This is a genomic window from Pseudomonas sp. 37 R 15, from assembly GCF_900004865.1.
Taxonomy (GTDB): domain Bacteria; phylum Pseudomonadota; class Gammaproteobacteria; order Pseudomonadales; family Pseudomonadaceae; genus Aquipseudomonas; species Aquipseudomonas fluorescens_AM.
In genome coordinates this window covers 95,793-108,556 of the sequence record NZ_CVTV01000046.1, presented here as the reverse complement: position 1 = coordinate 108,556, position 12,764 = coordinate 95,793, and the positions used below count along the sequence as shown (strand labels likewise).

The 12,764-nt window shown below is 58.9% G+C and carries 14 protein-coding genes; 11 read left to right on the top strand and 3 right to left on the bottom strand.

Translation table 11 applies throughout. The features are described from left to right. Positions 1-429: 429 nt before the first annotated feature. The 3 genes from BFQ04_RS13330 (at position 430) to BFQ04_RS29670 (ending at position 1,262) form a co-directional block, all read left to right on the top strand. Positions 430-687, top strand: coding sequence for a colicin E3-like toxin immunity protein (locus BFQ04_RS13330; protein WP_065951232.1), 258 nt, complete (start codon positions 430-432; stop codon positions 685-687). A gap of 106 nt (positions 688-793) precedes the next feature. Beyond that, positions 794-1,081 (top strand): colicin E3-like toxin immunity protein, encoded by a 288-nt coding sequence (locus tag BFQ04_RS13325; protein ID WP_065951231.1) that lies wholly within the window; start codon positions 794-796, stop codon positions 1,079-1,081. Between the two features lie 4 nt (positions 1,082-1,085). Next, positions 1,086-1,262: a hypothetical protein gene (locus tag BFQ04_RS29670; protein ID WP_161594770.1), complete on the top strand. Its 177-nt coding sequence runs from the start codon at positions 1,086-1,088 to the stop codon at positions 1,260-1,262. Between the two features lie 6 nt (positions 1,263-1,268). Here the strand turns inward: BFQ04_RS29670 and BFQ04_RS13320 are convergent, their stop codons facing one another. Continuing rightward, positions 1,269-2,183 (bottom strand): LysR family transcriptional regulator, encoded by a 915-nt coding sequence (locus BFQ04_RS13320; protein ID WP_065951230.1) that lies wholly within the window; start codon positions 2,181-2,183, stop codon positions 1,269-1,271. 84 nt (positions 2,184-2,267) lie between these two features. Here BFQ04_RS13320 and BFQ04_RS13315 point away from each other — a divergent pair, with 84 nt between their 5' ends. Then, positions 2,268-3,065 (top strand): NAD(P)H-dependent oxidoreductase, encoded by a 798-nt coding sequence (locus tag BFQ04_RS13315; protein ID WP_065951229.1) that lies wholly within the window; start codon positions 2,268-2,270, stop codon positions 3,063-3,065. A 49-nt stretch (positions 3,066-3,114) separates the two neighbouring features. Here BFQ04_RS13315 and BFQ04_RS13310 read toward each other — a convergent pair whose 3' ends face one another. After that, positions 3,115-3,489, bottom strand: coding sequence for a c-type cytochrome (locus BFQ04_RS13310; RefSeq protein ID WP_065951228.1), 375 nt, complete (start codon positions 3,487-3,489; stop codon positions 3,115-3,117). A gap of 226 nt (positions 3,490-3,715) precedes the next feature. Between BFQ04_RS13310 and BFQ04_RS13305 the strand changes: the two genes are divergently transcribed. The 7 genes from BFQ04_RS13305 to BFQ04_RS13275 all read left to right on the top strand — a co-directional run bounded on the left by BFQ04_RS13305 (position 3,716) and on the right by BFQ04_RS13275 (position 11,503). Continuing rightward, positions 3,716-4,096, top strand: a complete 381-nt coding sequence (locus tag BFQ04_RS13305) for a response regulator (protein WP_065951227.1) — start codon at positions 3,716-3,718, stop codon at positions 4,094-4,096. A gap of 195 nt (positions 4,097-4,291) precedes the next feature. After that, positions 4,292-4,906, top strand: a complete 615-nt coding sequence (locus BFQ04_RS13300) for a biliverdin-producing heme oxygenase (RefSeq protein ID WP_065951226.1) — start codon at positions 4,292-4,294, stop codon at positions 4,904-4,906. Beyond that, on the top strand, positions 4,903-7,146 hold the full coding sequence (locus tag BFQ04_RS13295) for an ATP-binding protein (protein WP_065951225.1): 2,244 nt from the start codon (positions 4,903-4,905) through the stop codon (positions 7,144-7,146). The genes BFQ04_RS13300 and BFQ04_RS13295 overlap by 4 nt, the downstream gene beginning before the upstream one ends. Positions 7,147-7,307: 161 nt before the next feature. Further along, positions 7,308-7,514, top strand: a complete 207-nt coding sequence (locus tag BFQ04_RS13290) for a hypothetical protein (RefSeq protein WP_065951224.1) — start codon at positions 7,308-7,310, stop codon at positions 7,512-7,514. A 110-nt stretch (positions 7,515-7,624) separates the two neighbouring features. Next, positions 7,625-9,514, top strand: a complete 1,890-nt coding sequence (locus BFQ04_RS13285) for an alkaline phosphatase D family protein (RefSeq protein WP_065951223.1) — start codon at positions 7,625-7,627, stop codon at positions 9,512-9,514. 118 nt (positions 9,515-9,632) lie between these two features. Beyond that, positions 9,633-10,646, top strand: a complete 1,014-nt coding sequence (locus tag BFQ04_RS13280; RefSeq protein ID WP_065951222.1) for a sensor domain-containing diguanylate cyclase — start codon at positions 9,633-9,635, stop codon at positions 10,644-10,646. Positions 10,647-10,786: 140 nt separating this feature from the next. Continuing rightward, complete coding sequence (locus tag BFQ04_RS13275; protein ID WP_065951221.1) at positions 10,787-11,503, top strand: hypothetical protein; 717 nt, start codon at positions 10,787-10,789, stop codon at positions 11,501-11,503. Positions 11,504-11,574: 71 nt separating this feature from the next. Here BFQ04_RS13275 and BFQ04_RS13270 read toward each other — a convergent pair whose 3' ends face one another. Beyond that, complete coding sequence (locus tag BFQ04_RS13270; protein WP_065951220.1) at positions 11,575-12,669, bottom strand: pyoverdine biosynthesis transaminase PtaA; 1,095 nt, start codon at positions 12,667-12,669, stop codon at positions 11,575-11,577. Positions 12,670-12,764: the final 95 nt, after the last annotated feature.

Here is a 12,764-nt window from a genome sequence, read left to right as displayed (position 1 = left end):
ACACAACAATGACCTGTGATGGTAGGGTTCAAATATCAATTTTAAGCGTCGCGGGTAGCTGGCTGACTTTTCCCACGCAGGCTATCGAACAAGCCGAATTTCACCCGCTCATTCGCCCCCGTAGGCTCATTTCCTCGCACAAGGAAGTGAGCCGGTCATGTCAGAACGTTCTTATCCACCTAATGAAGAAGCGCTACGCAGACAGCGAATCCTGACACCGCAACCGTCGCAGGCGCCTTATTCACCGGCGAATGATCTATACGAATCCTCCCTGCCCCAGCCCCCACAATTGCCAAACCTGCCGGCTGCGTCTTTATCAAGCCCTGCCAATTGCCGGACGCCATATGGGTGCGTTCAACCATCTAACCGGTGAGCAGCTAAAAGGGCCAAAAAAGAAACGAAACATCAGAAAGTATCTGTGAGGGTTACATGGGACTCAAAGTGAGATTGGAATGGTTCGACAGAACCACAGAGTGGCTAATCGGAACCGAGGATTCGGCGGACTTAGGAAACGATTACTCCGTGATTTCTGAGCTCGGATTGTCGGTAGACGAAGACGTCAATAACGGCATGTTTGAACTGCGGCGGGAGTGGCTATCGCAGGTACAGGCCTACTTCTCCCACGAGATTGCTCTTTCAGAGAGCGACTACTACGTCGCGTTTGATTACGAGGAGGCACGCGAGTAATCCAAGCTAAGAGAATGCATGGGCGCAATTGATCACAACTCCACCGAACGTCGAGGACTGCAAATCCAAGACGTCGAATGACAGGTAAAAGACGAGCTCAGGAAAAATAATCATGAAAATCAGATTGCGGTGGTACGAAAAACACAGCAATGACTTGAAGGCGGATGAGTATTCAGCGGATATCGAAGACACAGACAGTGTTCTCGAAGCGTTGGGTTTAGGTGACGAAACCGCGATATACGCCGATGTATTCGACATGTTACCTGACTGGATAACGACTCTTCAGCCGTATTTCCAGCACATGATTGAGCCCGAACACCTCGACTACCAGATTTCCTTCCGTTACCAAGGCGCGTGGCCACCCTCTCCAAAGCAACCTAAGAAGGACTCTTGACGCAATGTATGTGAGAACGGATGAGAACAGCTATTACAGCGGCTTGTGGGTGGACGAGGCCGGCCTGTTACAGAAGGTCGACCCGCAATTGACGCCCGAGCTTATGAAACCCTTTTACGACTGCTGCACCCATACCTTCAACGGTGTGGTATTCGCCCAGGCTTTACCACGCGCAACGTAGAAACGATCAATGCGTACAGGTGCCTGCCAACGTCGAGGCGATAAGGTCGCGCAGCCACATATGAGCGGGATCCCGGTGCAGTCGTTCGGGCCAAAGCATGAGCATTTCAAAGCCCGGAATGGCCAGTGGAGGCGCTTGTACGTGCAGTGCGGGCTCATCTCGCACCAGCCTTTCCGGCACCACCGCAACCACGTCGCTGTGCGCCAATGCTGAGATGAGCGAGTTGAAATTAGACACTGATAATACGACTCGTCGCTCCAGGCCTTTAGCTGCCAGTGCCTGGTCAGTGCTGCCAACGAACCCGGCGCCATTGGGTGACATGACGGCATGCTCAAGGCCGCAGAACGCCTTGAGCGAAAGCTTGGCTGTCAACGCGGGATGACCGCGCCGCCCTGCCAGCACATAGCGTTCATGAACCAGAGACCGTTGACGCAGTTTTGGCGGCGCGTCATCGCGAGTATGCAACGCCAGATCAAGCTGGCCGTTTTCCAGATCACTGGCAAGACTGACGGGATGTTTGTTCAACAGCGCCAGGCGCGTATTTGGCGCCAGGCGCCTGAGCAGCGCCAGCGAGGGCCAGACTAAGGCAGTTGCTGCGTAATCACTGGCAGCCACCCTCCACGTCTGATTGGACAATGCGGGCTCAAAAGCGGCACTGGGACTCAGCGCGCCTTCCAACGCGACCAGGGCTTCGCGCAGCGGCCCGCGCAATTCACGGGCTCGCTCGGTAGGCGACATGCCTCGGGGACCGGGCAACAACAACGGATCGTCCAGAATTTCTCGCAGCCGCCCCAGTTGCAGGCTGACGGTCGGCTGAGCGAGGTTGAGCAAGCGCGCCGCCCGAGTAACGTTTTGCTCAGACAGCAGTGCATCCAGCGTGACCAACAAATTAAGATCCAGACGGCGCAAGGTATTGTGCATGTAAATACCATATGTTTCGGAAATTCATTTCTATCATACCGGGTTCGTCGTTACGGTGAGGCCTACACCCACTCGGAGCGCCTCATGAAGCTACTACTGATCTACGCCCACCCGGAACCCCGTTCGCTCAATGGCTCGCTCAGGGACTTCGCGATCGCTCACCTGAAAAGCGCGGGTCACGAGGTCAAGGTTTCCGATCTCTACGCCATGCGTTGGAAAGCGCCCATTGATAAGGACGACGCTCCAGGCTATGACGATGGAAAACCTTTCAACCCAGCGCTGGAGTCGCAACGTGTATTCGCCGCCGGCACCCAACCGACAGACATCGAGCAAGAGCAGGCCAAACTGCGGTGGGCGGACGCGGTGATCTTTCAGTTCCCACTGTGGTGGTTCTCGATGCCGGCAATTCTCAAGGGCTGGGTCGAACGCGTCTACGCCTGTGGTTTCGCCTACGGTGTCGGCGAACACAGCGAACGCCACTGGGGCGATCGCTACGGCGAGGGCAGCATGGCAGGAAAGCGGGCGATGTTGGTGGTGAGCATGGGCGGGTGGGAGTCCCATTACAGCGGTCGAGGGGTAAACGGGGCGCTGGATGACCTGCTATTTCCTATCCAGCATGGCGTGCTGTTCTACCCAGGGTTCACTGTCATGCCGCCCTTCCCCATCTATAAAACCAGCAAAATGGACGCCGCTCGATTCGAACAGCTATGCGCGGCCTATGCTGCTCGGCTGGATAACCTGTTCGACGACAAACCTCTGCCATTTCGTCGCCAGAACGCCGGGGACTATGAAATTCCGGCGTTGACCCTTAAGCAGCAGCTTGCCCCCGGTCGTCACGATTTGCGGATCCATATCGTTGAGGACATGGCGCCTGAAGGCTAGACGTGCGCCGACAAACCCAAGCGACGGCTGGAGACAACCGTTTACGCCATCACTCGGGCTGAAACGTCTCAAGGTACGCCAGGATATTTTCAATCTTCTGCGGATCACTGATGCCCCAGAAAATCATGCGCGTCCCCTTCACAACCGATTTCGGATCTTCAATGTAGGCCGCCAGTTTGTCCCGGTTCCAAACCACCCCCGAGTTCTTCATCGCATCTGAATACTGATAGTCCGCAGTGGCGCCGGCAGGCCGATCAATGATGCCGTTCAGTTGCGGCCCAAAGCCGCCACGGGCGCCTTCGCCAACGCTATGGCAACCGCCGCAGGTCTTGGCGAAGAGCTTGCCGCCCGCTTCTGCGTCGCCGGCGGCGGCAACCTGGGCGGTGGTGAGCATCAGGGCGAGGGTCAACAAGGCGAACTTCATCGTACGGCTCCGCATCGAGTGTTGCGCTCGATTATGCCTGTTTAAGCGGCCGCTCCCCAGTCGCTCCACCCGGCATGCTCAACATAATCGATTCTCATGACCGCGCCACCCAACCACGCTCCTGCGCACCGCCAAACGACCACCCATCGTTTAGAAAACATCCAATCGAACCTATGCGCCAAGCCTCCACTCCACCTTACTGAACCCTGATGGTGGAGTAAGGATCATGGCTCAGCCATCGATTTTAGTATTGGAAGACGACGAGATCATTCGGGCGTTAATGGTGGATGTGTTGGAAGACTTCGGCGCATCGGTGACGTCGTTCCCTTCGGCGGATGAAGGGATGATCTACCTGGAACGGGGCGATGACCCGGTGGACCTGATTGTCAGCGATATTCAAATGCCGGGTTTGCTCAATGGCTTTGATCTGAGCAAGGTCGTGGCGCACCGCTGGCCGACGGTGCAGGTGGTGTTGACCTCCGGCAATACCCATCTGGCAGCTCAATTGGGCAGTTCAGTGCGGTTTCTGCCCAAGCCGTGGAGAACCCAGCATTTGATTGAGTGTGTGCAGAACGCGCTCAATCAGCAGGGTTTGGCTATGCACTGATAGCCTCGCAATATCACCTTGCGCGAACTTCCCGGTAAACCCGTTGGTCCATTGTGACGCAAGGAGCGACATTTCTGATCCGTTAGTCAGCCTTTTCGCCTTGCGCGTTTAGTTACTGACCGCGAGTTGTGTAGAATCGTCGCCCATTTGCGCGCGTCATTCATGGCCGAGAGGCCCACAGTTCGAGCTTACTGAATGCATTCTCAGGCCCATGACGTCGATGCGAACACCTTGTTGGAAGCGTTGCGCACAGGCACGGCCTCGCTGCATGCCGCCCTGGAAAAGCGCCTGCCGTTTTTCTCTGAGCGCCTCGATGCGCAGTGGTACCGACGCCTGCTCCAGGCGTACTGCGGTTTTTATCAGCCTATGGAAGCGGCACTGTACGCCAGCGGCTTGATTCCCGAAGGGTTCGATACGGCAATGCGTGTGAAAACACCGACACTGGTCAAGGATCTCTACGCCTTGGGCCTGGATGCTCACGCCATCGACACCCTGCCCCGTTGCACGCAACTGCCAACGCTCGACACCCCCGCCGCCTGCCTCGGTGCCCTGTATGTACTGGAGGGCGCGACGCTGGGTGGCCAGGTGCTTCGCCGTGAAATGGCTCAGCGCCTGGACGTCAATGCCGACAACGGCGGCGCTTTTCTCGACATCTACGGGGTAGAGACCGGGCGGCGCTGGAAAGACTTTCTTGTCTACCTGGGCGACCAGCCACTGGACGCACCCGCCAAACAATACGCCGTGGACGCCGCCCGCTCGACATTCAGCTGCTTTGAGCAATGGCTCGACAGCCAGGAGGTACTGCTATGAAACCCGAAGATTTTGAAGAGCTGCTTGCCAACTGTGCCAATGAGCCCATCCGTTTTCCCGGGGCGATCCAGCCTCACGGTGTGCTGCTGACCCTGTCGGAACCCGGCCTGAAGATCATCCAGGTCAGCGCCAACGTCGGCACCTTGTTCGGCCATGCGCCGCAAACGCTGCTCGGCCAGCCGCTGCACAGCTTGATCGGCACCGAACACGCCCAGGCCGTGCAGGTCATGGCCCAGACCGATACCTTTTTCGACATGCCACCGTTGCACGTCACCCTGAACGGCGCGGACTTCGAAGGCTTGCTGCACCGCCACCAGAATGTGCTGGTGCTGGAGTTCGAACCGCGGCTCAAGGATTTTCGCCCACGCGCCGTGAACGGTCGCACCAGTGACCTGGGCAAGATGCTGCAACGTTTGCAGGCGGCGAAAACCCTGCAGGCGCTGTACGAAATCAGCGTGAATGAAATCCAGGCCATGACCGGTTACGACCGCGTGCTGATCTACCGCTTCGAAGACGAAGGCCATGGCCAAGTGATCGCCGAAGCGTCGGCGCCGTCCATGGAGCTTTTCAACGGGTTGTTCTTCCCCGCGTCCGACATCCCGGAGCAGGCTCGCGAGCTGTATCGCACCAACTGGCTGCGTATTATTCCCAATGCGGCCTACGAGCCGGTGCCGTTGGTGCCCAAGCTGCGGCCGGACACCGGCGAACCGCTGGATTTGAGCTTCGCCACCCTGCGCAGTGTGTCGCCGATCCACTGCCAGTACATGCAGAACATGGGCGTGCTGTCGTCCATGAGCATCTCGCTGATGAATGGCGACAAACTCTGGGGCCTTATCAGCTGCGGCAACCGTGAGCCCCTGCTGGTGCCCAATGACCTGCGCATCGCCTGCCAGACCATTGGCCAGGTGTTGTCGTTGCAGATCAGCGCCATGGAAGCGCTGGACCTGAGCCGCCAGCGTTATGAAAAGCTTGAAGCCCTTGCGCGCTTGGATCACGCCATGAAGGCCTCGCAGATCGACGTATTTGATGGCCTGGCCCAACAACCGCAACTGCTGATGAACCTGACAATGGCCGGCGGCGTGGCGATCATTGAAGACAAGCAGTTGCACCGCTACGGCAACTGCCCGGAGCCGGCGCAGATCCGCGCGTTGCACAAGTGGCTGCAGCAGAGCGCCGAACCGGTGTTTTCCAGCCATAACCTGGTCTCGGTGTACCCACCGGCGGCTGCGTTCCAGCAGGTGGCCAGCGGCGTCCTGGCCATGCAACTGCCCAAGCCTGTGGACAACGGTGTGCTGTGGTTCCGCCCGGAAGTCAAAGAAAACATCAACTGGAGCGGCAACCCGCAAAAGCCGCTGGACCTGGAAAACTCCGACGCCGGCCTGCGCCTTCGTCCCCGCACGTCATTTGAAATCTGGAAGGTCGAAATGGCCGGCATCTCCACCAAGTGGAGCCACGGCGACCTGTTTGCCGCCAACGACCTGCGTCGCTCGGCCCTGGAAAACGACCTGGCCCGCCAGGTGCTGCGCGAACAACAAGCCGTGCGGGCGCGTGAAGATCTGGTGGCGGTGGTGTCCCATGACCTGCGCAACCCCATGACCGTGATCTCCATGCTCTGCGGCATGCTGCAAAAGGCCTTCAGCTCCGACGGCCCACATACGTCACGGCGGATTTCCTCGGCCATCGATACCATGCAACAGGCGGCCGGGCGCATGAATGTGCTACTGGAAGACTTGCTCGACACGTCGAAAATCGATGCCGGGCGGTATGTGGTCAAGCCGGTGGCGCTGGATGTCAGCCAGATGTTCGAAGAGGCCTACTCCTTGCTCGCACCGCTGGCGTCGGATAAAGGCATTGACCTATCGTTCAACGCCGAGCCCGGCCTGCAGATCAACGCCGACCCGGAGCGCCTGTTCCAGGTCCTGTCGAACCTGATCGGGAACGCCATCAAGTTCACGCCCCGCCAGGGCAATATCGGCATCAGCGCCATGAGCAATGGCGCGGAAATCGTGTTCTCGGTACGTGATTCCGGCGACGGCATTGCACCGGAACAATTGCCGCATGTGTTTGATCGTTACTGGACCCAGACCGAAAACAACCCCACCGGCAGCGGCCTTGGGCTGTACATCACCCAGGGCATCATCCAGGCCCATGGCGGCAAGATCGTAGCCGAGAGTGAGGTGGGCCGAGGGAGCGAGTTCCGGTTTACGGTGCCCAAGGTGATTGAAGATTCGTACACCTGATGCGGTAAAGCATGTGCGTGAGGTTTCCAAAAAACGCTCGTCATCTGCAGTCATATCTTGCAGCAGCGCGTTTATAGCGGCCCCCCCTGGACCGCTATTAAGGTAGGCCTTACTTCGCTCCGACAGGCGAAGTCATCCTCTACTCATAGAAGGAAACATCCATGGTCAGCGGAATCAACCACTCACTGAGCAGCTTTCAATACCCACCTCTGCTGCAAGATGATGCAGCGTCCCAACGCACGAAGCGCAGCATCGATCCCACCTCCACGCAACGCAATGCCGTCGAGCCTGAAGGCATGGCGGCCAATGACCGAAGCAAAAACAGGGGCGGTGGCCTGGACGGCCTGGGTCGAGGCAACGTGCTTTAACCCGGCGCGTACGAGGGGCAGTGTACGGCCCTTCGTACCCCCGATAACAAAACCATGACATTCACTCGCTTAGACTTACCGGTTCAATCCAGCCTGGGACCACTGCCTGCATGCCGCCTTCCGACACACTGCCCGCCGTTCTGGCCGGCCCTCTGCTGCGACGCCTCGAAGCTCGGCGCCTGGTGTTGTGGCTGGTAGGAAGTCGAGCACTGGAACTGACGCTGAAGCTGCATCTGCCCACGCAGACACTGGAGATTCCCCTTGACTGCACCGTCGTAACCGTCGGGCGTCATGCATTTATTCACTTGATCGATGTGTCGCTGGACGAAGCGCTGCCGCTGGACGTGGCGATCGGCTACGACCTGGTTTTTGCCAATACTGGCATCGCCGAATGGGCACCTCACCTCCTGTACGCCAACGATCACTACCCTAGTTTCGTACTGCATAGCCGTATCCATCAGTTGGTGCACGGCTCATGCCGCAAACCCCATCACAGTGCCAACGAAGGTTTGCTGTGCATCGACCGTCTGCTGGCCGACGCCCAGACCCCGGCCGAGCGTCCGGCCTTATTGATGATGAGCGGCGATCAGGTTTACGCCGACGATGTCGCCGGGCCGATGCTGCGCGCGATTCATGGGCTGATTGCACGGCTGGGCCTGTTCGATGAATACCTGGAAGGCGCTGTGGTCGATGACAGCGCAAGCCTCTACCGGCATCCTGCCAGTTATTATCACCGTGCCGATTTGCTGCCGGCACTGGACAGCAATGAGACATTGCGCGAACGCTTCTTCGGTGGTGTGAAAAAGCCGATTTTTACCAGCAGCACCGCCGATAATCATCTGGTGACCTTTGCTGAAGTCATCGCGATGTACCTGCTGGTGTGGTCGCCCACGCCCTGGGCGCTGATCACGCTTCAAGGCCCGCCCTTGAGCCTGGAACGACAGCAGCGTTACGCCAGCGAGGAGCTCCGGGTCGAGGGATTCCGCGACGGCCTGCCGGGTGTCGCGCGAGTATTCGCCCATCTGTCGACCTTGATGATCTTTGACGATCACGACATCACCGATGACTGGAACCTCAGCGCTCAATGGGAGGAAACCGCCTACGGCCACCCCTTCTCCAAACGTATCATCGGCAATGCCTTGCTTGCCTACATGCTGTGCCAGGGCTGGGGCAACCAACCACAGGTGTTTGACGAACTGGTGAAGCGAACCCAGGCCCTGACCGCCACGGCACGCCACAATCACCTCGACGCCGGCGCGCAGGATGACCTGGTGCAAGCGCTGTTGAAATTCCAGCATTGGCACTACGTACTGCCGACCACACCCGCGCTGGTAGTGCTCGACACCCGCACCCGGCGCTGGCGCAGCGAGTTCACGCTCAAGCAACCCTCCGGCCTGCTGGATTGGGAAGCCTTGAGCGAACTGCAGCAGGAACTGCTCGATCACCCTTCGGCCATCATCGTCTCGCCCGCGCCAATCTTTGGCGTGAAGCTGATCGAGACCGTGCAGAAAATCTTCAGCTGGTGCGGCCACCCCTTATTGGTGGACGCCGAAAACTGGATGGCCCATCGCGGCAGCGCCCAGGTGATTCTCAATATCTTCCGCCACTCACGTACACCCGGTAATTACGTGATTCTGTCGGGTGACGTGCATTATTCGTTCGTCTACGAAGTGCTGATTCGCCACCGCAATGCGGGTCCCAGGATCTGGCAGATCACCAGCAGCGGCATCAAGAACGAGTTCCCGCCGCGCCTGCTGGAATGGTTCGACCGTCTCAACCGCTGGCTCTACTCCCCGCGCTCACCGCTCAACTGGTTTACGCGGCGCCGTACCATGCAGGTGGTGCCGCATATTCCGGAACATGCCGAGGCAGGCGAGCGCTTATGGAATTCTGCCGGGATCGGCCAGGTATTTTTCAACGAAAAGGGCCAACCTGAAACGATTTATCAGCACAACGCGGATGGCAAGCCTCGTACGAAAATGACGGCGCCAAGCCCCTGAAACAACACATCTGCCCTATTCAAAGCGCAACGTCCGCGTTGTACAGTAGCGTCAGCCACGGAGTATCGGCGTCAACCACAGCTGGCCTTGGAAGCCAGTTCACGCAGGAAGCGCGTCGATGGACGATACAGCCGGCAACGAAATACCGCGTAATGACTTTTCCGACCTCAACGCCGACCTGCTGCATGCCATCATGGAGCTGGTCAGCGACGGGATATGGGACTGGAATGCCAATACCGGGTTCGTCTACCGCAACCCCGGTTGGTACGAAATGCTGGGCCACTCGCGCCACTCCCTGGAAAACAGCGTATTCACCTGGGAAAACCTGATCCATCCTGAGGATTACCCCCGGGTGATGGCCGGATTTGACGACTATATCTGCCAACGCGCGCCCCAATACCGGGCCGAATACCGCTGTCGGAAATACGATGGCAGCTACCTCTGGATCGAAGACCGTGGCTACGTCATCGCGCGCAATCCAGACAACTCGGTCGCGCGCATGGTGGGCGCGCACCGCGACATCCACACTCGCAAATGCTCCATGGAACGCCTGCAAAAGCGTAACCAGTCTCTTGAAGCGCTGGTGGTCGAGCGCACCCTTGAATTGTCGCGCGTCAATCAGCAGCTGCAACTGCAATTGGACGAAAACCGCTCCCTGGCCGAACGGGACGCCTTGACCCGCATCGCCAACCGTTATCGCCTGGAAAAAGTATTGCTCGAGCAGTGCAGCCGCGCCGAACGCTTTCGCCTGCCACTGGCGCTGGTGGCCATGGATATCGATGACTTCAAGCCGATCAATGACCGACATGGCCATGGCGTAGGTGATCAGACGCTGATACGGGTCGTTGAAGGGCTGGAAGCGTGCGTGCGAGCAGATGACTTGCTGGCGCGCTGGGGCGGTGATGAATTCATGCTGGTCTTGCCCAACAGTACGCTGGAGACGGCCAAGGAACTGGCCGAACGGGTGCGTTATAAAATCCAGGAAATGCCTGCCGTGAGTGATGCCAGGATAACCCTGAGCCTGGGCGTGGTGGAACGGCGGCTCGGTGAGTCACCGGCAGCCCTGATGACACGCGCCGATCAGGCGCTGTATCGGTCCAAGGCGGCGGGGAAGAATGGCGTGTCGGAATAAAATCGGTAACCTGAGCGCCCATTTCTTATCACGACTGACCGGTCTCACCTCCGGGAGTTGTCTTGACCTGACTCCCCTGCCCCCTGAAAATGCCCGACGCTTTTTTGTCTCTCCCCGTTTACTGAAGTAGTGAAATTTCAATGTCCGATTCGTACACCGCTGAATCCGCCGAAGCCTCCGTAACCGCCTTGCACGCCAAAGCCGAATACGAGAACGCCATCAATCTTTCACAGCATGTGCCAGCGGCCAAGATCATCAGCGAAATGGTGCTGGACGCGTTTCACACCTCCAAGGAAAGCGACCAGATCCGCGAGTTGCGCATGGCTATCCGTCAGGCCCATGACGCCTTCGACGATGACAAGGCCTACGATCTGATGGGCCAGCTCAAGCAATTGAAGGACGCCGAGGCTGCCGATAACGCCGCCCTGGAAGACCTGAACAGCAAGTTCTCCATCAGCCGCATCCTGTCCAGCTTCAAGGACGATCCCGAGTTCCAGGAACTGGTCTATGGCCTGGCTCTCAAGGTGTTGAACCAGTCGCACCAGGCCATCAGCAACCCGAGCGCCGGCAAGGGCAAGGCCGCGCGAGTCAAGAAAGAAGCCGAGGTGTTTGTGATCAGCAAGGAGGGCAGCAGCGTCACCCTGCCCCTGCGTACGCCGCGCTCCAAACTCAACGTCGACCGTGAAGCGTTCGAGTTTCTGGGGTTCAACTTTGTCGGTGAGGGTGATGAGGCCGAGCCGGAGGTGGAAAGCTTTGTGGATAATGCCGGTACTGAACAGCCGCTGAGCCGCAAGAACGTGATTGCTGCACTGCAACAGCAGACAGCCTTTGATGGCTACAGCATCGCCCAACAGTAAGCTGTTGGCGGTCGCGCAACAGGACGCGAAGGTGGGAACAGGCTTGCCCGTTCCCACTTTTGTATGTTTTTTCAGCCGCCACCCACGATCTGCGTGGCGAACACCTGGCGAAACCGCTCCATCTCCTGCCGGCTACCCACCGTCACCCGCACCCACTGCGGCCAGTTGCTCCATACCCGCCCCACCAACACATGCTGTGCAGCCAGCCGCTCGATCACCTGCTCCGCGGGTTGCTTGACGTCGATCATGAAGCAGTTGCTCTGCGACGCCGTGCACCTGAACCCCCGGTCCGCCAACCAAGTGATCGTCTCATCACGCGCTGTGGCATTGAGCGCTTTTCGCTGAGGCAGCAGCTTGACGTCTTCCAGGCTGGCATGGGCACCCAGCAGGCTGGCACCGGCCGGCACATTGTCGCCGCCGAACACCGCCAGTTGCTCCAGCAATGCCGGGTGGCCGATTGCCAGGCCCAGGCGCGCACCGGCCATGCCGTAGATTTTCGAGAAGGTGCGCAGCACCAGCAGGTCGTCGTGGTCCTTGGTCCAACTCACGCAACTGGGGGCATCGCAGAAATCGATATAGGCTTCGTCCACCACCAGCACGCAGCCTTTGGGTTTGTTCGCCAGGGCCTGGCGGATGGCCTCGGTTGGCGTCACAGTGCCCGTCGGGTTGTTGGGGTTGCACAGGTACAGCATGCCGGCCTGGGGATCAGCCACGAGCATGGCCGGTACATCATGGGCATGCCCGGCATCGAGGTTGACTTCGCGCACCGGCGCCTGATTCGATGCGGCCGCCTGGCGCGGCACTTCGTAGGACGGCGTGGCCATCACCAGGCCACGAGTTGGGCTGGTGAATGCCAACACGGCATAGCGCAGGGCGGCCATGGAACCGGCAAACACCGCCACGCTCTCCTCGGTAATGCCTTGCTGCTGGGCGAACAGCGCAGCCAACGCGTACATGTGCCGGTAAGGATAACGCCCCGATGCCGCACTGCCCCGCTGCATCGCCTCAAGCGCCGCAGTCGACGGCCCGTAGGGGCTTTCGTTGTAGTTCAGCAATACCTTGTCAGAGGTCGCCGGTGCGACGCTTGCGACTGCCCACTCCAGATGCCCCAGTACGGGCAAGGCCGCGCCCAGGGCGAGAATAGATCGACGACTGACGCTGACCATGGCAACTACTCCTTGTAGACGGACGAGAGATTCGTACGGGTCGTACAGAGAAGTATGACGAGAAAAACGCGGCCTGATTTAGCGCTTTATTGTTG